The sequence below is a fragment of the Capnocytophaga sp. oral taxon 329 str. F0087 genome, from assembly GCF_000213295.2.
Classification (GTDB): domain Bacteria; phylum Bacteroidota; class Bacteroidia; order Flavobacteriales; family Flavobacteriaceae; genus Capnocytophaga; species Capnocytophaga leadbetteri_A.
Genome location: NZ_KN389999.1, coordinates 1 through 25684 on the forward strand (window position 1 = coordinate 1; position 25684 = coordinate 25684).

Below are 25684 nucleotides of genomic sequence, written 5' to 3' on the forward strand. Positions count from 1 at the left end.
CATACACCACACTATTCTTTTCATTATCAATTAGTTTTTGTATTCTTTTTAGAAACACTCAAAAAGTATGCCAATTTTTAATTATTAAAGCCTATAGGTGCGCTCCGAAAGGGGCAACTTGCCTTTTACATCATAAATAATTCCCTCTGGTTTGAGGTATTGACACACATCTGTTTGAAGAATACACTGGTGAGGCACACATAGCACTACCACATCATTATCTGTAGGGAGTTGCGCCAGCTCGGTAGTAAGTGTCAAACCGTATTCTTCAGCCACGCGTTCGGCATTAGCAAAGGGGTCGTACACCGTAATGTTATCAGTAAAATGTTGTAGTGTGCGGTAGATGTCTATCACCTTAGTATTGCGTGTATCAGGACAGTTTTCTTTGAAGGTAAAACCCAGCAGCAATACTCTGCTATCCTTCACTGGTAACCCACGCAAACACAACTGATTGATAATCTGGTAAGCTATATAGCCCCCCATCGAGTCGTTAGTTTTGCGGGCTTCCATCATCAGGCGGGGCGATACTCCGTGTAGCTTTGCTTTCTGAATAAGGTAGTAAGGGTCTACCCCTATACAATGCCCCCCTACCAACCCTGGGCGGAAAGGCAAAAAGTTCCACTTACTGCTGGCAGCATCTATTACTGCATTCGTATCGATGTCTAAAATATTGAAAATCTTAGCTATCTCGTTCATAAAAGCGATATTCACATCGCGTTGAGCATTCTCTATCACTTTGGCTGCTTCGGCTACTTTGATAGACGAAGCGAGGTAAGTTCCTCCTATGAGTACCGAGTTATAGAGAGCATCTATTTCTCTGGCTATTTCAGGAGTAGAGCCTGAGGTTATTTTGCAGATATTCTCTACCGTGTGTTGTTTGTCTCCAGGGTTAATACGCTCTGGCGAGTAGCCCACATAAAAATCTCTGTTAAAGGTGAGCCCAGCCGTCTGTTCGAGTATAGGCACGCATACCTCTTCGGTAACCCCAGGGTAAACAGTCGATTCATAAATAATGATATCGCCCTGCTTTAGCAAGCTGCCCACTGTACTACTTGCTTCGCGCAAAGCCGTAAGATCAGGCTGCTGATAGAGGTCTATAGGGGTAGGTACCGCCACTATATACACATTGCAGTCGCGCAGCTCATTAGGGGTAGCGGTACAGCGCAGATGGGTACTCAGGCGCGCTTGTATCACCTCCGTACTAATTTCGTTAGTAACATCTACCCCCTCAGACAAACGTGCCACTCGCTCCTGATAAGGGTCATAGCCCACCGTAGGATATTTTTTGGCAAACAAACACGCTAAGGGGAAACCCACATAACCGAGCCCTATAATGCCTATTTTATATGATTTCATATTAATAATTTATTGATGAGTTAATAGGCTAATTTATTTTAGTGGGTCACCAATAATTAGCGCAAGGGGCAACATCAGTACATAGAGCGGATTTATATTTATCCCTACCGCCACACCTTTATCTAAAGGCGAATGGTCTTTGGTAGGAATAGCATAGCCCACATATAAATACAAATCTTTTTGCCCCACTCCTATTTTAGGGATAACCGAATAAGGGGTACAAGTAGCTCCTGCGAATATTCTATTATAGCTTATAGCCCCTGTAGCTTCAAAGATACCTCGCGTACTCCCTTCATAGCCAGTAAGATGCACTCCAGTGGTGAGGAGAGCCCCCCAGTGGTCAGAAATATCGATATCGGCAGCAAGCCCTGTATGAAAGGTATTTCTACCGATGTAATCGTAACCTGTTACTACAGAAAGCTGCGTATAGCCCCTATTACAAGCCAAGAAAAGTAAAAAAAATAACACCTTTTTCATAGTAATTTACTAATTATCAAGATTGTACTGCTTTATTTTGCGATAGAGAGTGCGTTCAGAAATGCCTAAGGCTTTAGCAGTCTCTTTGCGTTTGCCGTCATTGCGTTCTAATAGTTTAATAATCATCTCACGCTCCTGATCTTGAAGCGAGAAACGCTCTTCTTCGGCAGCCTCTTCATAATCATAACTATCCTCGTGAATCAGCGGTTCTTTATCAATCGGCTGTACCGGTATCACTGTATAAGGCGATGGTGTAGGGTCTTTCATCTTATTAGGGTCGCCGTAGATACGATGTATAAGCACCTGATTGTCTTGCTGTACCTGTGCCGAATTGCCGTTTTCTAACAACTCAAGGGTGAGTTTCTTCAGGTCGTTTAGGTCGCTTTTCATATCGAAAAGCACCTTGTAGAGCAGTTCGCGTTCGTTACTAAAGTCTGTTTCTGACCTATTGTGCTGCGGCACTACTGAAGGCAGTTGCGCCCCCTCATCAGGCAGGTAACTGCGCAATATCGCGGCACTGATATCTCGTTTCTGTTCTAATACCGATATTTGTTCCGCTACGTTGCGCAGCTGACGTATGTTGCCGCTCCAACGATAGTTTACCAGCAGCTGCACCGCATCATCAGTCAACCTAATAGGCGGCATCTTATACTTATTAGCAAAGTCTGAAGCAAACTTGCGGAAGAGCAAATGCACATCATCCTTGCGCTCGCGCAGAGCCGGCAGATGTATTTCTACAGTGCTAAGACGATAATATAAATCCTCGCGAAAACGCCCTTTCTTAATAGCCTCTTGCATATTGACATTGGTAGCGGCTACTATGCGCACATTGGTTTTCTGCACTACTGAAGAGCCTACTTTTATAAACTCACCATTCTCAAGCACACGCAACAGTCGCACTTGGGTAGTAAGAGGTAACTCACCTACCTCATCGAGGAAGATAGTACCGCCGTCAGCCTCTTCAAAATAGCCATTACGAGTAGCAGTCGCTCCTGTAAAAGCCCCTTTTTCGTGACCGAAGAGCTCTGAGTCGATAGTACCTTCGGGAATGGCGCCACAGTTTACCGCTATATATTTGCCGTGTTTTCTGAGTGATAGCGAGTGGATAATCTTAGGGATAGCCTCTTTACCCACACCGCTTTCGCCAGTTACTAATACCGAAATATCAGTAGGGGCTACTTGAGCAGCTTTTTCGAGGGCACGATTTAGCTTAGGGTCATTGCCAATAATACCAAATCGCTGCTTTATAGTTTGTATGTTTTCCACTTTTGTATTAGATGTTAGGGGTTATAAGAACCTATATTTAGCATTCATCTTATAGGTTTTAATAGTGATTATTCTGTATTTTTGGCAAAGGTACAAAACAATTAGCAATTCGCAAATTACCCTAAATAAAAAACTGCCCCTTTATTGGGGGCAGTTCTTGGTTGTGTATATAGAATCTTTTACAAATTCAAGTTATTAATACTTTCATTCTGAGGAATAGCAAAGGTAAGGCGTGGATTGTCGTAGCTAAAAGTTGTATTCTTTTCCTCTACGTGGTTACTACCTCTTTCTATTGTTTTGTGGTTGCGCTTCATAGCAAAGTAGCTTTTGCCTTCCCCCCATAACTCTATACGAGTATTGAGGTAGATATCGTCTTGCAACTGTGCATTAGTAAGCGCATCTACATAGGCTATATCAGTAGTAGCAGTTGCCTCAGGATAGCGCAATTTCAAAAGCTTTTTATAGATAGTTTTAGCCTGTGCATCTTGCCCTAACTTAGCCAAGGCTTCTGCTGCTAATAAGTAAAACTCATCTACCCGCATATATATATAGTCAGTAGAAATTTTTCGTTGCCCTCCTATCACTCTATCAGGTGAAAAGAACTTGTTAGAAGGAAGCAATTCTTCATCAAACTGCTTTTTACGGATATCATTAGTGCGTATTTGGGCGTATAATTTGTCGTCCATAGCTTTACCATCTCCAGCCCAAGCATAGCTATAAGTATAGATATCTATCATACCCCACCACGATATTAAATCAAAACTGTTTTCAGTGATAAGGTCAACCCCCCACATCCAGCTTTTAGTTTCTACATCATTAAAACCACCACCTTTTTTAGTAGTAGTATCATAAAAAATTTGTTCGCGAGTAGTAAGTGGGTAGCCACTATTATTGACGATATCTTGTGCTAAGTCGGCTACTTTTTGGTTATTGCCCATAGCTGCGTAGGTATAGGCTAGCAAGCCTTCTGCTACATATTTATCAATCATACCTTTTTTGCTACGCGTAAACCCAGCAAGGTTAGTAACCGCAAATTCTAAATCGCTTATTATTTGGGCATACACTTCCGATTGTTTTACTCTCGGTTTGCTAGTTATATCGGCGGTAGTGTAGAGTGGTATAGAGTTAGTTCTTGAATCTGGTTCGTACTTAGTGGTGAATATCTGCATTAGATAAAAATAAGCATAACCACGTAGCGCACGAAACTGTGCCAAAGTATACTTCTCGCTATTGTTTTTAGGGCTTGCCAACTCGGCTATCGACTTGTTAGCCTCGTATATCAAACGATAGTAATAACGCCAAGGGATATAGTTATAATTATCACTTGGTTGTTGGGTCGCTTTTAAATTGGCAACATCTTGATACTGATGATAATTTGTTGCCAACAGCGCCATATCGCCGCAGAGCATATCGGTACAAATATCTACGTTTTTTTGCCCAAAGTCTGTATGCCCAGAAGTACCTCCTGTACCTGTTTGGTAGGTCATTAGGTATAAACCATTAAGGCGCACATCAGCAGGGGCTGTAGATACTACCTCTGTAGGTGAGGTGTTAAGAAAATCTTTTTTACAAGCAGTAAGATTGAAAGCTACTGCCGATAATATACTAAATGTTAATATCTTTTTCATAGTGCGTTCTGTTTAAAAAGTTGCTTTTACCCCTAAAGTAAAGGTTGATAAAGGTGAGTAAGTATAACGAGCAGAATTACCTGATTCTGAAGTGGTAGGGTTAAAGCCCTTACGAGCTGTAGCTAACCATAAGTTATCACCTGCTAAGGTAAAGGTTAAACCTTCAAACCCTATAGTCTGACATACCTTTTTATCTAAGCTATAAGCCAAGGTAACATTATTAAGTGCCAAGTAATCTGTTTTAGTTAAGAAACGTGATGAAGTGCTGTTAGCCAGACCATCATTGCCGTAGTTTGATGTCAATCTTGGCACATCAGTAGCATCACCTGCCTGTTTCCAGTGGTTTTCTATATCTTTATGCCAGTTATTACTTCCTATTTTTTCATTACCCATCAAGGCTGCATATACCCCATCGTAAGCATAACCGCCTAAGCTGTACAATAACTGCGCACTAAGCGAAAGCCCTTTGTATGCTACATTGAAGTTAAACGCCCCACGTACATCGGGTATAGCACTTTTGCCTATATATTTTTGGGTAGCTTGGCTATAATCTTCTGTTAGCTTTTCTTTTATATTAGCGTTAGGATATTTGGCTTGATATTCGTGCAATGAAGCGATAGCCTCGTCACCATTGTCATAGGTACCATTGTTATTATTATCGGCATAGTGCATTGTCCATTGGGCAGCCCCTGTTTGAGGGTTTACCCCACGATATTCTTGTGTGTAAATATCATAGAGCGAGTGCCCTTTGCTTCTACCAAAAATACCTGATATATCTATGATTTTTTCACCTTTTATCGATTTATCATAAGGCATTTGGGTAAGCTTATTGTTGAGTAGTTCGCCGTTTACCCCTACATCTACGCGCCAGTCTTTAGTATTAACCACGTGCGTTTGTAAGTTGAACTCAAAACCACTGTTCACCAATTTACCATCATTTACTTTCCAAAGGCCATTACCACTAGAAGGTGCTAAACGACTGTCGAATACCAAATTATCGGTAGTTTTGTGGTAATAATCTAATTGCAACTCGATAGCACGCGATTTTAGGAAAGTAAACTCAGCTCCTACTTGGAATATTTTAGCTTTTTCCCAAGTAAGGTCGGGGTAGCCTATACGGTTGAACACTGCTGAAGGCAAGCCCATAAAGCTGCCCAAATCGTACACATCATAGCCTGAGTAGTAAGAGGCATTGCCACTACCTACCTCTTGGTCGCCTACAGTACCATAGCTGGTTTTGAGTTTGAAGTAAGGCAACCATTCTTTCTCTTTTAAGAAGTTTTCCTTGCTCACTACCCATCCTAAACCAACTGAAGCAAAAGTACCCCATTTGTGGTTCAAGAAACGCGAAGTACCATCGCGGCGCAACGAACCTGAGAACAAGTATTTACCTTCGTAATCGTATAGCAGCTGACTGAAATAACTTTCCAATCGATAGTTATGGATATAAGAAGTAAAACTGTTTAATTTGATAGCGTTTTCGAGCTCTGTACCTTTAGGGTCTACCAAACCACTCTTACCTCCACTCAGAATATAATAATCAAAAGTAGTACTTTCGTGCGCTACAAAGGCTTGTAAATTGTGTTTGGCAAATTGTTGAGAGTAACGCAACATTTGCAAGAAAGTGTAGTTAAGCAATTCATATCGGGTTTTGCTAAGGCTACCATTCTGGCTTGCTGAACTACCATAGTAAGGGTTAGTATAGTTATTATAAGCATTATTAAAATACTCACCCCCCAAACGAGTTTCGAAAGTAAGTCCTTTTACTATATCAGCACGAAGGAATACATTACCAAGCACGTTATTGCGTGTTCTATCTTTCTTATCGTAAGTAGCTTGTGCCACGGCATTGGTAAGCGCTCCAAAACCACGCCCTTTACCAAAGTCGTATTGATACCCTCCGTAATGAGGGTCATCTACTTTATCACCATTGCTATCGCGCAAGAATAACGGATAGATAGAAGGAATGTTATCAGTAAACCAGAACAAGCTGTTAGAGTCAGAAGTTTGTCCGTTAGCTTTAGTTTTAGTATGAGCATAACTTAAGTTAAACTCTCCTTTAAGCCAGCTTTTAGGCTGATAGCCCAAGTTAAGGCGACCTGTATAACGCTCAAAACCAGAATTGATAGCATATCCATCATCTTTAAGGTAACCAAAACCTGTATAATAAGTGGTTTTGCCACTACCTCCGCTCATACTTACATTGTACTCGCTGCGCACGGCTGTTTGGAAAGCGTAGTCACCCCAATCTTCTGGGTCGTATTTGCGGGTTACCCCATCGTTTATTTTACCTGTAGCAGGATTGATAAGATTAGCCCCCGCCACATTCCACATATTATATTTAGGAGCAATACCTAATTTGCCAAATAAATTTTTGCTAGCGTAATCAGCTGGACTAGCATAACCAGCTCTTGTAAAAGCTGCTGGGTTTTTAGCTTGTGTTAGTGCCCCACTTTGACGCAAAGCTTCCCATCCGAGCTCTGCATAGCGCTCAGGACTTGTAATCGTTTCATAACGAGGCAATAAACGCATATTAAACCCTATTTTTGATTCTACTTGTATGCGTGATGTATCGACACGTCCTTTTTTGGTAGTGATGAGTACCACTCCATTAGCCCCGCGTGAGCCGTATACTGAAGTAGAAGTAGCATCTTTGAGTACTACCATACTCTCAATATCATCAGGGTTGATTGAAGATACAGCACCTTCATAAGGTACCCCATCTACCACATAAAGTGGTGAACGGTTACCGTTTACTGAACCAAACCCGCGCACCCGTATAGTAGCCTCAGTACCTGGTTGCCCAGAAGAGTTAATCACACGTACCCCAGCTACTTCTCCCGCAATAGCCTTAGACACGTTAGAAACGCTTTTCCTTTTAAGAGACTCTTTATCAATAGTAGCTGCTGTACCCACATACTGGTCTTTCTTCACCGTTACGTAGCCCACTACTTCCACTTCACCAATTTCTTGAGCTTCTTCTTCCATCACGACATCTATGCGGCTTTGCCCATTTACTTTGAAGCGTTTGGTTTTCATACCTAAGAACGAAAACTCGAGAGTCTTGCCATCGGCTACCCTAATGGTATACTTACCATCGAGGTTCGTTTCGGTACCGTGAGCCTCGCCTTTTACCACTACTGCCACGCCGAGCATCTCTAAACCATTAGAGTCGCGTACAGTTCCCTTTACTTCTCGCTCTTGTGCGAGGGAGAAGCCGTGCACTATTAATGCTAATAACAGTGCGTACACAAGTCTGTTCAATTTCATCTTCTAAATATTTTAATTAACAACAGCGCAAAGATATAAATATTTTTATGTTACCTCAAAACTTTTTCTGTTATTTTTTTCGCAACTAAAAAAAGAAGAGTACATAAATTTAGCAATAAAAACTTTATTTTCTTGCAGTATTTTCATTAAAATACATTTTCTTTGAGAATATCGAAAAAAAACACCTTATATTCTGACAATATTCTGTTAAAACAAAATGAGATAATTAACCCATTGAGAGGATAGATTTTAATTATAATCGTTCGCTTATCCTTCGCTCATCGTTCGCTTATCGTTCGCTATAGCTGGCTTGTTAGTATATCCATTGTATAGTGTAGCTATAAAGAGGATATTTTATTTGTTTTAATTCAAAATAATTTCGTATCTTTGCGGCTCAAAACAAAAGTGCCTTTCTTCTTCTACTGAAAGGACTAAAGCTAACCATAATGAAAAAAAAGATTTTAAGTATTTTAGCCCTCGTTATCATAGTATTAGGGGGTTATTGGGGGTGGCGTAGATACATAAGCCCTACCCGCATTGCACTGGTGAACTTCATCAGTTATCAGGCTTCTAACATCGCCCTTTCTAACAAGGACAAGTTTATCAAGTTTGAAGAAGTGCCGTTAGACAAGCTCGAAACTCTTAAAAAATACGACTTCGTATTAGTTTGGGGTATGGGCTTGAAAATAAGCGATGAGCAGCGCAACCAGCTGGTAGCCGCCGCCAATCGTGTGCCTTTTCACAGCTTTGCTGTTACCAATCCGGATAACGACATCAGTAGTCTATCGGAAACCGAACTGAAAAAAGTAGCCGCCTACTTAGAGAGTGGCAATAAGAATAATTATCAGAACTTAGCCCGCTACATACGCAAATACATTGATAAAAAATGGTTTGCCCCCGAACCTGGTGCCCCTATCGAACTGAAAGAAAACGTCTTTTTTCACTTAGATGACGAGCGCTCTTTTGGTGACCTTAAAAGCTACGAAGCCTATATACGCGAGCATCATTATTACAAAGAAGGAGCGCCCCGCATAGCTATAGTAGCTGGATTGCACGAACCTTTTGCGGGCAACAAAGAGCACCTAAACGGTATGATTAACACCCTACAAAACGAGGGACTTAATGTATACCCCTTTACGGCACAGAGCAAACGCATAGAATTCCTTGAAGCTATCAACCCTGATGCGGTAATCTATTTCCCGCACGGACAGATGATGATGGGACAACCCGAAAGCTTTACCAACTGGGCTAAGGCGCACAATGTGCCTCTGTTTACGGGTCTATCGGTATTAGCGATGAAAGAAGATTGGGAAAAAGACCCTATGGGTATGTCGGGAGGCTTTATGGGGCAAACTATTGTAATGCCCGAACTCGATGGAGCGCTTTACCCGTATGTAGTCATTGCCCAAGAGCAAAACAAAGACGGTTATTACTTTTTGAACACTATCAAAAACCGCGCAGAGAAGTTCGCCAAGATAGTGCATAACTTCACGACCCTCAAGCACAAAGCTAATGCCGATAAAAAGGTGGCTATCGTCTATTTTAAAGGCGTAGGGCTTACCCCTGCCGCGGCTCAAGGCTTAGAGGTGGAAGCGTCGTTATTCCGCTTCTTGCACCAACTAAAAGAGCAAGGCTACAATGTGGGTACCCTCCCTCCTACCTTAGAGGCTTTCAACCAACAGCTTATCAGTCACGCCAATACTTACCGCGCGAGTGCCAAAGGCGATATAGAGAAGTTTATAGCCTCTGGGGCTCCTGCACTGGTAGAAGCTAACCAGCTGAACCAATGGCTAAAAACTGCTCTACCACAGCGTTTATACCAAGAGGTGTTAGCTAAAAATGGCGCATTGCCTGGTGAGTACCTCAGCACTACCAAAGACGGCAAAGTCTATTTGGCGGTTGCGCAACTGACTTTTGGCAACGTAACTATTCTGCCTCAGCCCCCTGCTGCTATCAGCACCGAAGACGACTTTAAGGTACTACACGGGGTGAAAGAAGTGCCCCCTTACGCCTATATGGGGGCTTACCTATGGGTACAAAACAAACTGAAAGCCGATGCGCTTATTCACTTTGGTACCCACGGCTCTTTGGAGTTCACCCCTAACAAACAAGTAGCCCTCTCTGATTACGATTGGGGCGATATATTAGTAGGCACCATTCCCCACTTTTACTACTACACTATCGGTAATATAGGGGAAGCGATGATGGCCAAACGCCGCTCGTACGGAAGCATCATCTCGTATCTAACGCCTGCTTTTACTGAGAGTGATATGCGCAACACTTTCAACCAGTTAGAAAATACCATTCTCTCTTATGAAAAAGCTAAAAACCCTTCGGACAAACAAACCATAGGGCTACACATCAAAAAATTAGCTGTACAAATGGGCTTGCACCGCGACCTGCGCTTAGATAGTATTGTAAGCAAACCTTATACTGAGGAAGAGATAGAGCGCCTTGCTAACTTTGCTGAAGAAATAGCTACCGAAAAGATAAATGGCGAATTTTACGTAACCGGCGTGCCTTATACTGCCGACAAAATCAACTCTACTGTACTGGCTATGAGTGCTGACCCTATAGCTTATAGCATCGCTACTATAGATAAGTATGAGGGCAAGGTGACGGAAAAAGACCTTAAACGCAAAACTTTCTTCACTGAAAAATACCTTAATCCGGCTAAAAATTTGGTAAAACAACTATTAGCGGGCAAACCGGTAACCACTGAATTGGTTTGCAGCTATGCCCACGTAACCCCTGAAGCCTTAGCCAAAGCTAAAGAGGTAATGGCTACCGAAGAGGGCAAGGGTATGCCTTACTTTTTGCAACAACGTATGCAGAAAGAAGCTGCTAAACAGGCTGGCACCGCTACTAACACAGCGAGTACTACTATGGCAAGTACTGCTACCAATACAGCCAAGAAACCCGATGCTGTAGGCAGACCTACTAAGATAAAAGCCCCTGCCAAAAAACCTGACCGCAAGCCACTCACTCAGCAAGAATTAGCTGAAATAGCCGCTAAAAAAGCGAAAATAGACCACGCAAGAGCCATTGTAGAGGTGGAAAGAACCATACAGAATGTACTTTTGTACAAAAAAGGGTTAGAGGAGAGTCCGCGCAAAGAAGAAGAAGCTTTTTTTAATGCCTTAAATGGTGGCTATACGCCTCCTTCATCAGGCGGTGATGCCGTTGCTAACCCTAAAGGCGTTCCTACAGGGCACAACTTGTATGGGGTGAATGCTGAAAGTACCCCTTCTAAATTAGCGTGGGACAGAGGGGTGAATATGGCACAAAACACCCTAAGCGAATACCAAAAGAAACACGGGGAGTACCCTAAAAAGATAGCCTACACTTTCTGGAGTTCGGAGTTTATAGAAACAGAAGGGGTATCGATAGCGCAAGCCCTTTATATGCTAGGGGTTGAGCCTGTATGGGATACCTTTGGACGCGTAGGTGATGTTAGGATTATCCCTTCAGAAGAGCTCGGAAGACCTCGTATAGATGTAGTGATACAAACCTCTGGTCAGTTTCGTGACTTGGCTGCCTCTCGTCTTTTCTTGCTTACCAAAGCCATTGAGATGGTCAGTGCCCTACCCGAAGAGCGTTACACCAATGAGGTGAGTGCCGGAACTGTAGACATAGAAAAGGAACTTGTAAAAGCAGGCGTCCCCCCTAAAGAAGCCCGCGAACTCTCTACTCAGCGTATTTTTGGCGGGTTGCAAGGCAGATACGACACCGGTATAAAAGAGATGATAAATGCCGGCGACAAATGGGATACTCAGAAAGAAATAGCCGATGTGTATATGCACAATATGGGGGCTTTCTACGGCAGCAAAGAGCAGTGGAGCAAATTCCAAGAGGGGATGTTCCGCGCCGCTATTAAGAATGCCGATGTACTGATTCAGCCTCGCCAAAACAACACTTGGGGCGCTCTAAGCCTCGACCACGTATATGAGTTTATGGGTGGTATGAATGCTGCTATTAAAGAAGTAACCGGCAAAGACCCCGATGCTTACCTTGCTGACTATCGCAACCATAAGAATATGCACCTACAAGACTTGAAAGAAGCTGTAGGAGTAGAAGCGCGCAGTACGATACTAAACCCTAAATACATCAAAGAAATGATGAAGGGTAAAGCCTCGAGCGCTGGACAGATAGCCGAGATAGTAACTAATATGCACGGTTGGGAAGCTACTCGCCCTGAACTGATAGATGATGCCATGTGGAATGAGGTGTACGACACCTACATAGAAGACAAACAGCACTTAGGCATCACCGACTTTATAAAGAAGGAAAACGTAGCTGCTCTACAAGAGGTAAGTGCTGTAATGCTTGAGGCTACCCGCAAAGGTATGTGGAAAGCCTCTGCTGAACAGATAAGCAACCTAGCGAACCTACACACCCAACTGACAGAACAATTTGGGGTAAGCTCGTCAAATTTTTCATCAGAAAACAAAAAGCTACAAGCCTACATCAGTCAGAAAGCTAGTGCTGAAAATGCTAAAGCCTACGAACAGCAGCTTGCTAACAGCCAAAAAGCCAGCGGAGAGACCGTAGATACTAAAAACGCTAAAGTATTGCAAAAGGAAGAGCAAAACCCTGCTCAAGAAAGCAAGAAAGTATCGTTTAATGCTGTATGGATAGGTGCGGCGGTACTGTTAGCCTTTGTAGGGCTTATCATTTTCATTAGGAAAAGGAGACGGTAACTATTAGTCGCTAAACATTTTATTAGTTAGTCGTTAGTCTTTAGGAGTTAATATTCTAATGACTAACGACTAACTTATTAATTGATTATTTAGTAAATTATTTGTATCTTTGCCCCTAATAACCTTTAAAGACAATTTAGAAATCTTTTAAGCGTAGCTACCGAAGATATTTTTAGACTATAAACCACAAAAAGCATTACTATGTTATTGAGAATCAGAATACAGAACTTTCTTTCTTTTCAAAAAGAAACCTCTTTTGATATGTTGACCGACCCGAAGATAGAAGGGTTGCCCCACCATATCAGCAAAGACACTCCTCTGCCACTGCTCAAGCAAGCGGCTATCTACGGAGCTAATGGCGCTGGGAAAAGCAATCTTATCAAAGCTTTTGTTTTTCTTAAGAACTGGTGTACCAACCCCAAATGTTTGGAAGAAATAGAAGTATGCGATTACTCTTTCCGTATGACCGATGAAGATACTAAACCGCCTATTTGCCTTGAGGTAGAATTCTTATCGCATCAGAAAGCCTACCTCTACAAAGTGGCTATCACTGAGGAGAGCATAGAGGAAAGTCTCTATCTTTCTGGCTTAGGCAAAAGTGCTGATACCTTAATCTTTGAGCGTAAAGACAGCAAACTCCTTACCCATTCACTGCTGAACGAAAGTGCTATTAATGAGTTACTCACTGCTAATAAGAAGGCTTCGCTATTAGTACTGCATCAAGGATTAGGAGCGAGCTATAACCCTGAACTAAAGGCAGCGTACGAGTGGTTTGAGCAGCAGCTTTGCATCGTAAAGTACCCTTCTGACAACCTAGAGCTGGCTAAGCAACTTACTAGCGATGAAAAACTATTCGATTTTGTTGAAGATATAATACAAAGTTGCGACTTAGACATAGACGGTATAGAGAGGGAAGAAGGCTCTGATGAGCTATTATTCTTACAATACGGTCCAGATGACAGCGTAGGGTACATAGACATTGAAGAGCTGTCAGAAGGCACCGTACAGCTGTTGCGCCTCTTGCCGGTGTTATACCAAGCCCAACAATCGGAAAAAGTAGTTTTTATAGATGCTATAGAAGGGCAATTACACCCCCGACTGCTATCCGCTTTGTTGCAGTATTACACTGATAAGACCCCGCAAGGTCAGCTGATATTCACTACCCATTGCACCCCACTACTCGATAACCCTACCCTCTTGCGTGCCGATGAGGTATGGTTTGCCGAAAAGAAAGAGGGCGCCTCTTCTCTGTATTCGCTCAGCGATTTTAAATTGGGCAATAGCTTGCCTATAGCTACCGCTTACCTACAAGGGCGCTATGGTGCTGTTCCTTCTATCACCTCATTATCTTAAAAAAAGCCGATGAGAACCTATAGCAAAAATAACACCCATAAAGACCTGCTGCCCAAAGCATTAGTAGTCATTATCTACCTCAGGAGCAACCCTGAGATGCAGCAGTATTTCGACACCCTGCGCTACAATGAATCTTCGGGCAGAATACAATACGTACCGATAGCTACGAATGCTTTCGGCAGCGCTCAAGACCTATGGGCTATCATTGAAAACCTAAAAAACAGTTATAGCCGCACCGCTATTGCAGGACAACCCGACCAGCTATTTGTAGTTGGCGAAACTGAGAAATACTACGATATTTTAGCTGAAATTCGCCCTTTGTGCGAACGCGAAAACATCACCCTAATAAGCTGTAACCCTACCTTTTCGGTATGGTATGACGCTATAGAACCCAAGGGCGAAGGAGGACTAAAAGCTTTCAGAGCATTGATTGACATTGAAGCTGCTGCTCAGATTACTGAAAAGCACTATGCCCCCGACCAAAACGGACTACCTCTGCCTAAAACTACTAATATGTACCTTTTGGCAAAAGCCTTAGTGCCTCTGCTCTCTGATTTTCTTTCGCTAGAATACGTGAGTTCGGAAAAAGAGCAGAGAACAGCCGAAAGAAAAACTAAGTCGTTATTGCAAAATCAGGCGGTAGTCGAAAAAATAATTTTTGGGGTATTTAGTGTGATAATGGCTATTTTCTTATACGCCTTTTTAGCAAAAGCGTGTTCTTCTGATGAGGAAATAGAAGCCGCCGCCGCTGTAGAAGAAGCCTCTACGGCAAAAGAAGAAACATACTTTGAGCCTAAAATAGTAGAAAATGATGCTCGCGATGTTATTGACTTCTATAACCTTTGCTATACATTTTCGGGTATTTGTCACCGACAACTGACCGACCCAGAGCCTATAAAGGCTCTAACCAATTTTCTGACAGCCAAAAAGCAAGCTAATGATACTATAGCACCCCCTAAGTGGGATACGAAAGCCAAAAAAGAAATAGAGCAAGGGGCATTAGAAAGACAGTTTGCGGGAGGCTTTTTGGGTGAAGAGACGGACAGCTTGCAGGCTCTGTATAATCAGTTAGTACGCAAAGCCAAAGAGCTATACCAAACGCGAGGTTCTATAGTGCAACGCATAGCCTCAAGCACTACTATTGCGCAAACAACTGCAGATATACAAAAGGACATCAACACGTATATTGCCCATACAAAAACATTCTTAGCCACCGAAGCTGCTTTCTTTGCTAAAATAGAACCCAAAGCAGAATGGGCAATGAAAAAACTGCTACAAGGAGCGTATGAGCGCGAGGTTTTCTACAGCTACCAACAAGAGGCTTTGGCACTAAAAACCCTGATAGAGACCACTGAACAAGAACTCGCTAAGAAAAAAATGGATACTGAGAAAATAGAAAGCCTATATGCTGAGTACCAAAAGCGGCATACTGACTTTATTTTGAAGCAGCACGACATCAGTTATTTCGACCAAGAAATGATAATGAAGCTAACTGCAAACCTATTACAGCTGAATAAAGCAATGATGGGTGTTTTTTATTACGGACTAAGAGAGCCTAAGGAGAAAATGGCTGAGAAGTTTTATGCGCTAAAGAAGAATTTGTACTGGCGTTACAACCCTTATAGCATCATCAGAACAAAATCAAGTTTCTATTATTAATTCTTTTTTCTTATCTTTGTCGCCTGAAAGAAATACTTAATAACAATGAATAAAATATACCTACTCCTATTAAGCCTGCTACCCTATACTATGGTAGGGCAGTATACCGATATTATCAACTCTAACCTGCCGGGCAACTCGCAAAGTGCTTATGCTGTAGGTCCCCGAGTGCTACAAATGGAGGGTGGATTATGGTACGAGCATAACCGACATAAAGTTACCCAAACTGAAATGCACTACGCAGGGATAAACTACGCTGTGCGTTATGGGTTCTTTCGCGAACGCTTAGAGGCTATGCTAAACGGTACTTTGGCATACGACAAGACTTTAGCCCATAACACCACCACTACCCACTTTGGTTTTGTAAATAATACCATAGGGGCTAAATACTTGCTCTTCAAGCCTAAATTTTTAGACGAAGAGCCCAATATATACAGCTGGAAAGCTAATAACTCTTTCCGCTGGCGCAACCTCACCCCCTCGATAGCCCTTTATGCGGGTATGAACTTTTTGCCTAACGAGCGCTATTATTACGAGTCGGTGCCAACCTTATCGCCCAAAGTGGCGGCTATCTTTCAGGCAGAACCCATACCGCGCGTAGTGACGGTACTCAACCTGATAGGCGATAGATTCCTAACCAAAGAAAGTACCGAATACAGCTATATACTAACCGTTACCCACAATTTGGACAATGGTTGGTTTAGCATTTTTGCCGAACAACAAGGAGTGTATAGCGACCGTTATCGCGACCAAATTACACGCTTAGGAGTCGCTTTTATCGCCTCTGCCAACCTACAGCTAAACGCTGATTTGGGCATCGGTTGGAACGATACCCCCCAACGCTATATGGGACTGATAGGGGCTTCGTATAGGATAGATAATCACAATAGTTACATCAAAAAAGTACTGAACGATAAGGTTAAAACTACTAAAATAAAACACAAGAAAAAACCTAAGAAAAGAAAAAAGAATGATTTCGATTAAAGAAATAGCTACCCAAAAAGAACTCACTGACTTTGTGAAGTTTCCTCTCTCATTATACAAAAATAACCCTTATTGGGTGCCGCCCCTCATTAGCGACGAAGTAGCCTCTTTTAGTAAAGACAAGAACCCTGTATTTGAGCAAGCACAGGCTTTCTTCTTCCTCGCCTATAATGAGCAAAAGCAGATAGTAGGTCGTGTAGCGGCTATCATTAACCAAAACGACCTACAACAAGGCATTAAGAAAATACGCTTCGGGTGGCTGGATATGATAGACGACCTAAACGTAACTAAAGCCCTTATACAAAAAGTAGCCGAAAAAGGTCGCGAGCACCAATTAGACTATATGGAGGGGCCTATGGGCTTTTCGAGTATGGACAAGGTAGGACTGCTGACCGATGGTTATGACCACATAGCCAATATGATGACGTGGTATCACTACCCTTATTACAAAGAGCATTTGGCCAAATTAGGCTTTGAGAAGGAAAAGGGTTTTATTGATATGTCGTTTTTGTTAGAAAACTCTAAGCCTGAACTTTTTAAGAAGACGGCTGAAGCTATTAGAAAACGTTATGGCGTGCGACTTATCGATACACCAACTACTAAAGAGGTACTTAAGCACGTAGATGCTATGTTTAACCTATATAACGAAACCTATTCGCGCTTAGCCTCATACGTGCCGGTAAGCAATGCCCAACGCGATTATTTTAAGAAGAAATACATTCCGTTTATCAACCCTGAGTACATACGCTTTATAGAGGACAAAGAGGGCAAACTCATATCTTTTGCCATAGTGATGCCGTCATTCTCTAAAGCCCTGCAAAAGGCAAAAGGCAAGTTGTTCCCTTTTGGTTTTTGGCACTTGCTAAAAGCTAAAAAGCACCACGATACGGTAGAATTTTACCTGATAGGGGTAGCGCCAGAATACCAAAGCAAGGGTATTCCGGCATTGCTATTCGACTATTATTACAATGTATTTAAGCGCAATGGCGTAACTAAATGTGTTATCACACCAGAGTTAGAAGAGAACTTGGCTATTCAGCAACTATGGAAGAATTTCGACCCTGTTATCTTTGCCAGAAGAGCTACTTTCAGATTAACAATTGACAAATAACAAATGAGAAAATGAACTATTTTCTTCCTTTTTTATCGGTAGTATTGGGCTGGAGTGTGGTAACTTTCTTAAAACCTGCCTCGCAGCGGTATACTAAGTTGCTGCTGTCATTCAGTGGGGCGTATTTATTGGCGCTAACAGTATTTGTGCTCATTCCTGAAGTATATCACCAGCACGACCACCCCCTCGATTTCAAATACATAGGGCTATTTGTTATAGTGGGGGTATTGCTGCAAATTGTTTTAGAATTTTTCTCTCACGGAGCCGAACACGGACATCCGGGGCACTTACATACTGCCCATACAGCTTTCCCGCTATCGCTATTTATCAGCCTTAGCATTCACTCTATATTAGAGGGTTTCCCGCTATCGCACGGGCACAATCACGATTTAGTATACGGTATTTTTGTACACAAACTACCGGTGGCTATTGTATTGACCACTTTTTTTATTAATTCGGGTATCAATAAATGGAAAACAGCTCTCTTTTTGTTGTTTTTTTCGCTGATGACCCCTTTTGGCACCTATTTAAGCGCCAATGTACCCCAACTTATTGCTTATCACACCGAACTTTCGGCAATAGTTATCGGTATTTTCTTGCATATCTCTACCGTTATTCTGTTTGAAAACGCTGAAGGGCATCGTTTTAACCTTCTGAAGTTTTTAAGCGTATGTGTAGGGTTTGCGGTAGCGTATTTCACTTAAAACAATTAACAAATTAAACAATGAAGACGATGAAAAAACTATTATACCTTAGCGTACTTTTATGCTTAACTGCCTGCCACACCCTACAAAAAGAGGTAGTTTTTACCGAAAATGACCTTACTATCATTCCGCAACCCCAATCGATGGTATTAGGCAAAGGGTATTTTCAGTTTACCCAAGAGACTGTTTTTGTAATTGACCCTGCGCTAATGCCTGCTAGACTGCCTTTCCTCAAACAATTTGAGCGCGCTTCTGGTTTTAAGTTTGCAATACAAAAAGCAGCTATACTAACTAATTCGGTAGTAATTGATACGGATAAATCGCTACCCAAAGAAGGTTATACCCTTGCAGTAACCCCTCAGCAAATCAGCATAAAGGCGGCAGATTACAATGGGGCTCTGTACGCCTTGCAGACGCTGCGCCAGCTACTCCCCAACGAAGTAGAAAGTTCAGAATTAGTAAAACGCGACTGGCTTGTGCCTGCGGTTACTATCACTGACGCCCCACAGTATCAATGGCGTGGACTGATGTTAGATGTATCGCGTCACTTCTTCCCTAAAGAATATATACTCAAAACCCTCGACCGTATGGCGATGCTCAAGCTCAACACCTTTCACTTTCATCTGGTGGATAATGAGGGCTGGCGTATAGAAATTAAAAAATACCCTAAACTGACTGAAGTAGGTGCTTGGCGCGTAGACCAAGAGGATAAACTATGGGACGAACGCACTCCTAACCCCTCCAATGCTTTTGCAAACCCCACCACGGCTCCTAAAAAATACGGCGGCTTTTACACCCAAGAAGACATTAAAGAAATAGTAGCCTATGCCACTAAGCGCGGCATCACGGTAATACCCGAAATAGAGATGCCCGCCCACGCGATGAGCGCCATAGCGGCTTATCCGGAACTGTCGTGCCATAAACGCCCTATAGGAGTGCCTTCAGGAGCGGTGTGGCCTATTACTGACATCTACTGCGCCGGACAAGAAGAAACTTTTAACTTTATAGAAGAGGTACTTACCGAGGTGTTAGCCCTCTTCCCCAGCCAATATATACACGTAGGCGGCGATGAGGCTACCCATACCGAATGGGAGCACTGCCCTAAGTGTCAGCTACGAATGAAAGAACACCAGCTAAAGAATGTACATCAGCTACAAAGCTATTTTATCAGGCGAATTGATGATTTTCTAACCTCAAAAGGACGCACTTTAGTCGGTTGGGACGAGATAATGGACGGCGGACTAGCAGAAAATGCAGTAGTGATGAACTGGCGAGGCATAGAAGTAGGCAAGAAAGCCCTTGCACAAGGCAACCCTATAGTGCTGACCAGCGATTGCTATATAGACAATTACCAAGGGCTACCCGACTACGAGCCACAAGCCAACGGAGGCTATCTGCCGTTGAAAAAGCTATACAACTACGACTTAGAAAAAGAAGCCTTAGCTGATGCTTCTGTTGAAAAAAGCAAAGTACTCGGCACCCAAGCCAACCTATGGGCTGAACACGTAGGCAGTACCGAACACTCCGAATATATGCTCTTCCCCAGATTGTTAGCACTTGCTGAAATCAGTTGGACAAACGATAAACTAAAAGATTGGGACAGTTTTATGAGGCGTACCCAGCACTTTATGCAGCGAATGGACGTGATGGTCATACATTACGCCCATTCGGTATACCAAGTAGTGCCTACCGTAGAGAACAAAGAGGGCAATATCTACCTAAAATTAGAATGCGAAGTGCCTAATGCCGATATTCGTTACGCTTTAGGCGATACCCCTATAGAAAAAGGAGAGAAATACACCAGTCCTATTGCTATCAAAGCCACTACTACCTACAAAGCAGCAGTCTTTTCGGCAAACGCTACCAACACCATTACCTCTGGGCAGATTACCTTTCACAAAGCGATAGGCAAACCGGTAAGCTATAGTCCGCTATACCACAAGAGCTATCAGGGGCAAGGCGAAGGTACTCTTACCAATGTAATTCGCGGCACGAAGAACTTCCACGACGGGCAATGGCTCGGTTGGTTAGGCGATGATGTAACCCTTACCCTCGATTTAGGCGAAACAACAGCGGTAAGCGAGGTGCGTATAGGCGCAATGGATGCCCAATCATCTGGTATTTACTTCCCTGAGCGACTAACGGTTGCCCTTTCAGCCAATGGCAAAAACTACCGCGAAGTGGCAGCGCAAGAAGAGCCCTGCACTATCAAAGGAAAACCCTCGCTAAAAGATTTTGTACTAAAGTTCGACCCCCAAAGCACTCGCTACTTACAAATAGAACTCAAGAATGTAAAAACACCCCCAAAAGGCGGTGACGCGTGGTTATTTATAGACGAAATTTTGGTATTATAAATTTTGTTAATTTGCTAATTTGCTAATTACTTTGTATCTTTGCCGACTAAAATAAGACTTTAAAAATTATGCCTAGAATCTATTATAGAGAAAGAAAACTACATACACCTCCCCTGAAAAACGAGGTGATTACCCCTTCATTATTCAACGAAATAATGAAAAAAAGTGACTTTATAGCTGAAGATGCTTTGCAAATATTTGAACTACCACCCGTAGCCTCTTCTTCTATCTTTTTTTGGAAAAAAGACAAGAATTTTAAATATGCCGTAGTGTGGAACTCTGAAAAAAGCCACACTACCTATGAGTATGGCGACTTTTTCCTACCTAAGGCAATCGTATTCTTCGATGTAAAAGATGCCTATTTCCCTTCTGATTATTACTTTATTGTTAGTATAGACGACCAATTAGAGCTCGGCCACGCCAAAGCAGGAGCTGACACTGCTTGGTATGAGCAACCGCAGCTATGGCACCAAGTGAGTAACCCCAAGCTCATCAAGCGATTTGAGCATTCTATAAAGGCGCTTCATAACCTCTTATCAGAAAATCAATAATGGATTTTGTAGCTACTATTCCTTTTTGGGCACTCTGTATCGTAACAGTTTATTATTTTTTCAATAGGAAACCCGATACCCTGCGCTATAGCAGTGCGCATTATATGCCCGAAAAACGGAAGCAGTACCTTAGCAAACTAAAGAAATATGTAGTTATAGTATCCATCTCTACAGGGTTATTGATTTGTGTGCCTTTCTGCTCTTTTTTGCTTTTCGAAATTTTCCATATGCCCTATTCTTTCTACGAAAATTTACTTCTTTACCCCCAACAGCACCCTTATATTATCTGCTTTACCGCTGCTGGTTTCTTAGGCTGGTGCATAGGCTTATATTTTTATCACAACAGGAATATACAACACTTGCAAAAGCTATTAGAAGCAATGAGCGATGCTGATTATGAGCGTTTTACAGAGATGATGCAGGTGATGAACTTCACCCAACGCTATTCGCCTTTTGTAGTGATTTGCCAAGGGAAAGCCTACTTTATGTCGAGTTTGGGCGAGGGTTTGCCACTAAAGGATATAGTGCATTTAGAATGGGACAGCCGGGAAGAGTACCACAACCGTTCAGAGAACAAATATGAGTTAGTAGAAGAAGCCCATATCTACACCCGCGAGCAACCCAATACCCCCATTACTGTAACGATGCCCAGAGACCAATACCACTTCTTAGAGCGTGCTTATCGCGAGGCCTTCCACAAAGATTAATTATAACTTATGAATTGTGGATTGTGAATTGTTTTGTACCTTTGCCGCCACATTCTTCATTAGCCAATACTCCTTATCATTTTAAAAACGTAAGAAAATGTTTACAACTGAATACGATGTAATAGTAGTAGGGGCAGGCCACGCAGGAGCTGAAGCTGCTGCTGCTGCCGCCAATATGGGGGCTAAAACCCTGCTTATCACTATGAACCTACAGCATATAGCCCAAATGAGTTGCAACCCTGCCGTGGGGGGCATTGCCAAAGGGCAGATAGTGCGCGAAATAGACGCCTTGGGTGGCTATATGGGCATCATTACCGATAAGACGGCTATACAGTTCAAAATGCTCAACCAGTCTAAAGGGCCTGCAATGTGGAGCCCGCGGGCGCAATCAGACCGTATGCGCTTTTCCGAAGCGTGGCGACTACAATTAGAAAGCCTCCCTACCCTCGATTTCTTTCAAGGTATGGTAAACGACCTACTTATAGAAAAACACAAAGTAGTAGGGGTGCGTACTTCCTTAGGCATCAGTATCAAAGCTAAAAGCGTAGTGTTAACCAATGGTACTTTCCTCAATGGGGTGATGCACATAGGAATGAAACAATTCGGCGGAGGTCGTGCTGGTGAACCTGCTGCTTATGGCATCACTGAATGCCTTGTGCAGCAAGGGTTTGAAGCTGGACGTATGAAGACCGGTACTCCCCCCCGTGTAGATGCCCGTTCGCTGGACTTTAGTAAGATGATACCTCAACCAGGTGACGAGCATCCTCAGAAATTCTCCTTTTCAGCAGCTACCCAACCCCTGCAAGTACAAAAGGACTGCTATATGACCTACACCAGCGAGCGCGTACACAACATACTGCGCACTGGCTTTGACCGCTCGCCTATGTTCCAAGGTATTATTCACGGTGTAGGACCTCGTTATTGCCCTTCTATAGAAGACAAAATCAATCGTTTTGCGGACAAAGACCGCCACCAGATATTCGTTGAACCCGAAGGCTGGCATACTGTAGAAATGTACGTAAATGGCTTTTCTACCTCTCTACCTGAAGAAGTGCAGTACGCTGCCCTTAGTCAGGTGGTAGGTTTTGAGAAAGTGAAGTTCTTGCGCCCTGGCTATGCTATAGAATACGATTATTTCCCGCCCACCCAGCTAAAACACACTCTCGAAACCAAACTGATAGAACATCTGTATTTCGCCGGACAAATAAACGGTACTACTGGTTATGAAGAGGCTGCTGCCCAAGGACTTATGGCAGGCATTAACGCTGTGCTAAAAATACGTGAGCGCGAACCGCTAATCCTCAAACGCGACCAAGCTTACATAGGGGTACTTATAGACGATCTTATCACTAAAGGAACCGAAGAGCCTTACCGTATGTTTACATCGCGTGCTGAGTATCGCACCCTATTGCGCCAAGACAACGCCGATAGCAGGCTCACCCCTATCGGTTATGAGATAGGTACTGTTAGTGAGGAGCGTTATCGCGCTTGGGAGGCTAAAGAGCAAAGAGTAGATGATTTTATCACTTATATAAAAGAACTGAGCGTTACCCCTGAAGAGGTGAACCCTATACTCGAAAAATACGATTCATCGCCTATGAAACAGGGGGATAAACTGCAGAAAGTACTCACCCGCCCCAGCGTAACCCTATCAGACTTTGAGCAGTTGTCCAAAGTAAGCCGCTATATAGCTGAGCACGACCTCAGCCAAGAGGAAAAGACGTGTGCTGAAGTAGCTATAAAATACGCTGGCTATATAGAAAAAGAGAAGAACAACGCCGACAAACTCAACCGCTTAGAGAGCGTACGCATACCCGAAAACTTTGATTATGACAAGATAGTATCGCTCTCGTTTGAAGGGCGTGAAAAGCTAAAGAAGATACGCCCAATAACCCTTTCGCAAGCCTCGCGCATTAGTGGGGTATCGCCAGCTGACATCAGCGTATTGGTGATATATATGGGGCGATAGTTTTCTTTTTTATTTTGTTATTTAAGAAAAATAATGTACCTTTGGGGCGTTAAAAGAGAAAAATCAGAATTGTTTGGTAAATAATTTTATAAAAATCGTTAATCGTAAAATATATGAATTCAGTAAAGAATTATATTCAAGAAAACAAAGACCGTTTTATTGCAGAACTGATAGAACTGCTGAAAATGCCTTCTATTAGCGCCGATGCAGCTTATTCGCAAGATGTGCTGAACACTTCAGAAGCCGTAAAAGATGCTTTGGAAAAAGCAGGATGCGACAAGGTGGAAATATGTGAAACCCCTGGTTACCCTATCGTCTACGGTGAAAAAACGATAGACCCAGCGCTGCCTACCGTACTAGTGTACGGACACTATGATGTGCAGCCCGCTGACCCTATTGAACTATGGGATTCTGACCCCTTTGAGCCTGTGATTAAAAAAACAGATATTCACCCTGATGGTGCTATCTTTGCTCGTGGGGCTTGCGATGACAAAGGTCAGATGTTTATGCACGTGAAAGCTCTGGAATATATGGTCAGAAACAACGTGTTGCCTTGCAATGTGAAGTTTATGATTGAGGGCGAGGAAGAAGTGGGCTCTGGTAGCCTTAGTTGGTTTGTGAAAAACAACCACGAAAAACTCAAAAACGATATTATCCTCATCTCTGATACAGGTATGTTGGCTAATGATACTCCTTCTATCACCACTGGCTTGCGCGGACTTAGTTATGTGGAGGTAGAAGTAACTAGCGCTAACCGCGACCTGCACTCTGGCTTATACGGAGGGGCAGTAGCGAACCCTATCAATGTGCTTACTAAGATGATAGCTTCGCTACACGATGAGAATAACCACATCACGATTCCGCATTTCTACGATAAAGTAGAAGAGCTTTCGCAAGCTGAACGCGATGAGATGGCTAAAGCGCCTTTCTCGCTCGAAGCTTATAAAAAAGCCTTAGACATTGATGCTGTATATGGTGAAAAAGGTTATACCACTACCGAGCGCGCCTCTATACGCCCTACCCTTGATGTAAATGGTATCTGGGGAGGCTATACTGGGCAAGGAGCTAAAACTGTTATCCCAAGCAAGGCTTATGCTAAAATATCGATGCGCTTAGTACCTAACCAAGATAACCAAGAGATTACCGAACTCTTTACTAAGCATTTTGAGAGTATCGCTCCTGCAGGGGTACGCGTGAAAGTAACTCCTCACCACGGCGGACAAGGGTACGTAACCCCTACCGACACTCCTGCTTACCAAGCAGCAGTAAAGGCTTGCAAAGAGTCTTTTGGCAAAGAGCCTATACCAGTGCGCTCAGGCGGTAGTATTCCTATTGTAGCTCTTTTTGAAGAAGAATTGGGCAGCAAGTCTATTCTTTTAGGCTTTGGCTTAGACAGCGATGCGATACACTCGCCTAACGAACACTATGGTATTTTCAACTTCCTTAAAGGAATTGAAACTATTCCGTGGTTCTACCATTACTTTGTGAACAACAAATAGGTCGGTTAATAGATAAAAAACAATAAACTTTGTCAGAGTTTTTAAGACTTTGACAAAGTTTATTGTTTTTTATCTAACTGATTTTTAAGCACCTAT

The 25684-nt window shown here is 42.8% G+C and carries 16 protein-coding genes; 11 read left to right on the forward strand and 5 right to left on the reverse strand.

The genetic code is table 11. From position 1 onward, the window contains the following. Positions 1 to 84 precede the first annotated feature (84 nt). The 5 genes from HMPREF9074_RS05125 to HMPREF9074_RS05145 all read right to left on the reverse strand — a co-directional run bounded on the left by HMPREF9074_RS05125 (position 85) and on the right by HMPREF9074_RS05145 (position 7997). On the reverse strand, positions 85 to 1356 hold the full coding sequence (locus HMPREF9074_RS05125; RefSeq protein ID WP_009733806.1) for a nucleotide sugar dehydrogenase: 1272 nt from the start codon (positions 1354 to 1356) through the stop codon (positions 85 to 87). A gap of 33 nt (positions 1357 to 1389) precedes the next feature. Then, positions 1390 to 1833: a hypothetical protein gene (locus HMPREF9074_RS05130; protein WP_009733805.1), complete on the reverse strand. Its 444-nt coding sequence runs from the start codon at positions 1831 to 1833 to the stop codon at positions 1390 to 1392. 9 nt (positions 1834 to 1842) lie between these two features. Next, positions 1843 to 3099: a sigma-54 interaction domain-containing protein gene (locus tag HMPREF9074_RS05135; RefSeq protein ID WP_009391044.1), complete on the reverse strand. Its 1257-nt coding sequence runs from the start codon at positions 3097 to 3099 to the stop codon at positions 1843 to 1845. Between the two features lie 179 nt (positions 3100 to 3278). After that, positions 3279 to 4727, reverse strand: coding sequence for a RagB/SusD family nutrient uptake outer membrane protein (locus HMPREF9074_RS05140; protein WP_009391042.1), 1449 nt, complete (start codon positions 4725 to 4727; stop codon positions 3279 to 3281). A gap of 12 nt (positions 4728 to 4739) precedes the next feature. After that, positions 4740 to 7997 carry a SusC/RagA family TonB-linked outer membrane protein gene (locus HMPREF9074_RS05145; RefSeq protein ID WP_009391040.1) on the reverse strand — a complete coding sequence of 1086 codons (3258 nt, stop codon included), beginning with the start codon at positions 7995 to 7997 and terminating at the stop codon, positions 4740 to 4742. Positions 7998 to 8443: 446 nt separating this feature from the next. On the opposite strand from HMPREF9074_RS05145, the gene HMPREF9074_RS05150 reads away from it, so the two are divergent. The 11 genes from HMPREF9074_RS05150 to HMPREF9074_RS05200 all read left to right on the forward strand — a co-directional run bounded on the left by HMPREF9074_RS05150 (position 8444) and on the right by HMPREF9074_RS05200 (position 25588). Then, complete coding sequence (locus HMPREF9074_RS05150; RefSeq protein WP_009391036.1) at positions 8444 to 12697, forward strand: cobaltochelatase subunit CobN; 4254 nt, start codon at positions 8444 to 8446, stop codon at positions 12695 to 12697. Positions 12698 to 12898: 201 nt separating this feature from the next. After that, positions 12899 to 14050 (forward strand): AAA family ATPase, encoded by a 1152-nt coding sequence (locus HMPREF9074_RS11765; RefSeq protein WP_009391032.1) that lies wholly within the window; start codon positions 12899 to 12901, stop codon positions 14048 to 14050. A gap of 9 nt (positions 14051 to 14059) precedes the next feature. Beyond that, positions 14060 to 15709, forward strand: coding sequence for a hypothetical protein (locus tag HMPREF9074_RS05160; protein WP_009391031.1), 1650 nt, complete (start codon positions 14060 to 14062; stop codon positions 15707 to 15709). A 45-nt stretch (positions 15710 to 15754) separates the two neighbouring features. Then, positions 15755 to 16693, forward strand: coding sequence for a transporter (locus HMPREF9074_RS05165; protein WP_009391030.1), 939 nt, complete (start codon positions 15755 to 15757; stop codon positions 16691 to 16693). Then, positions 16680 to 17804: a GNAT family N-acetyltransferase gene (locus HMPREF9074_RS05170; protein WP_009391027.1), complete on the forward strand. Its 1125-nt coding sequence runs from the start codon at positions 16680 to 16682 to the stop codon at positions 17802 to 17804. The genes HMPREF9074_RS05165 and HMPREF9074_RS05170 overlap by 14 nt, the downstream gene beginning before the upstream one ends. A gap of 11 nt (positions 17805 to 17815) precedes the next feature. Continuing rightward, entirely contained in the window at positions 17816 to 18508 is a 693-nt protein-coding gene (locus HMPREF9074_RS05175; protein ID WP_009391025.1) for a ZIP family metal transporter, read from the forward strand. Between the two features lie 20 nt (positions 18509 to 18528). Further along, positions 18529 to 20862: a glycoside hydrolase family 20 protein gene (locus tag HMPREF9074_RS05180; protein WP_009391024.1), complete on the forward strand. Its 2334-nt coding sequence runs from the start codon at positions 18529 to 18531 to the stop codon at positions 20860 to 20862. Between the two features lie 68 nt (positions 20863 to 20930). Then, complete coding sequence (locus HMPREF9074_RS05185) at positions 20931 to 21413, forward strand: hypothetical protein (protein ID WP_009391022.1); 483 nt, start codon at positions 20931 to 20933, stop codon at positions 21411 to 21413. Continuing rightward, positions 21413 to 22120: a hypothetical protein gene (locus tag HMPREF9074_RS05190; protein WP_009391021.1), complete on the forward strand. Its 708-nt coding sequence runs from the start codon at positions 21413 to 21415 to the stop codon at positions 22118 to 22120. The genes HMPREF9074_RS05185 and HMPREF9074_RS05190 overlap by 1 nt, the downstream gene beginning before the upstream one ends. A 97-nt stretch (positions 22121 to 22217) precedes the next feature. Beyond that, positions 22218 to 24089, forward strand: coding sequence for a tRNA uridine-5-carboxymethylaminomethyl(34) synthesis enzyme MnmG (gene mnmG / locus HMPREF9074_RS05195; protein ID WP_009391020.1), 1872 nt, complete (start codon positions 22218 to 22220; stop codon positions 24087 to 24089). A gap of 113 nt (positions 24090 to 24202) precedes the next feature. Beyond that, positions 24203 to 25588, forward strand: coding sequence for a dipeptidase (locus HMPREF9074_RS05200; protein WP_009391019.1), 1386 nt, complete (start codon positions 24203 to 24205; stop codon positions 25586 to 25588). Positions 25589 to 25684: the final 96 nt, after the last annotated feature.